At 62.5% G+C, this 259-nt stretch carries 1 protein-coding gene; it reads left to right on the top strand.

Annotation, left to right across the window (positions count from 1 at the left end; genetic code table 11):
- Window positions 1–259, top strand: a 259-nt coding sequence (locus SB754_RS21220) for an extracellular solute-binding protein (protein WP_410784316.1), incomplete at both ends; no start/stop codon positions are given.

Genomic DNA, 259 nt, shown 5'->3' with positions numbered 1-259 from the left:
CTCCCCCGATGTCATCACCATGGACGAAAAGTACCTGCAGGAGTATGCCGGCCGCGGCGCCCTGGCCGACCTGACCACCATGGACGGGCTTGACCTGTCCAAGTTCGATGACTCAGCCCTGGCCCTGGGCGAGTTCGAGGACGGCCTGTACGGCCTGAGCACCGGTCAGAACGCCTACACCGTCATGGTCAATGAGGACCTCTTTGAACAGGCCGGCGTCGAAATCCCGGATGACACCACCTGGACCTGGGAGGACTAC

Source organism: Leifsonia sp. SIMBA_070 (genome assembly GCF_046534635.1).
In the GTDB taxonomy this organism is placed as follows: Bacteria; Actinomycetota; Actinomycetes; order Actinomycetales; family Microbacteriaceae; genus Leifsonia.
Note: the sequence above shows the minus strand (reverse complement) of the source record. Positions and strands in the feature narration are given on the sequence as shown.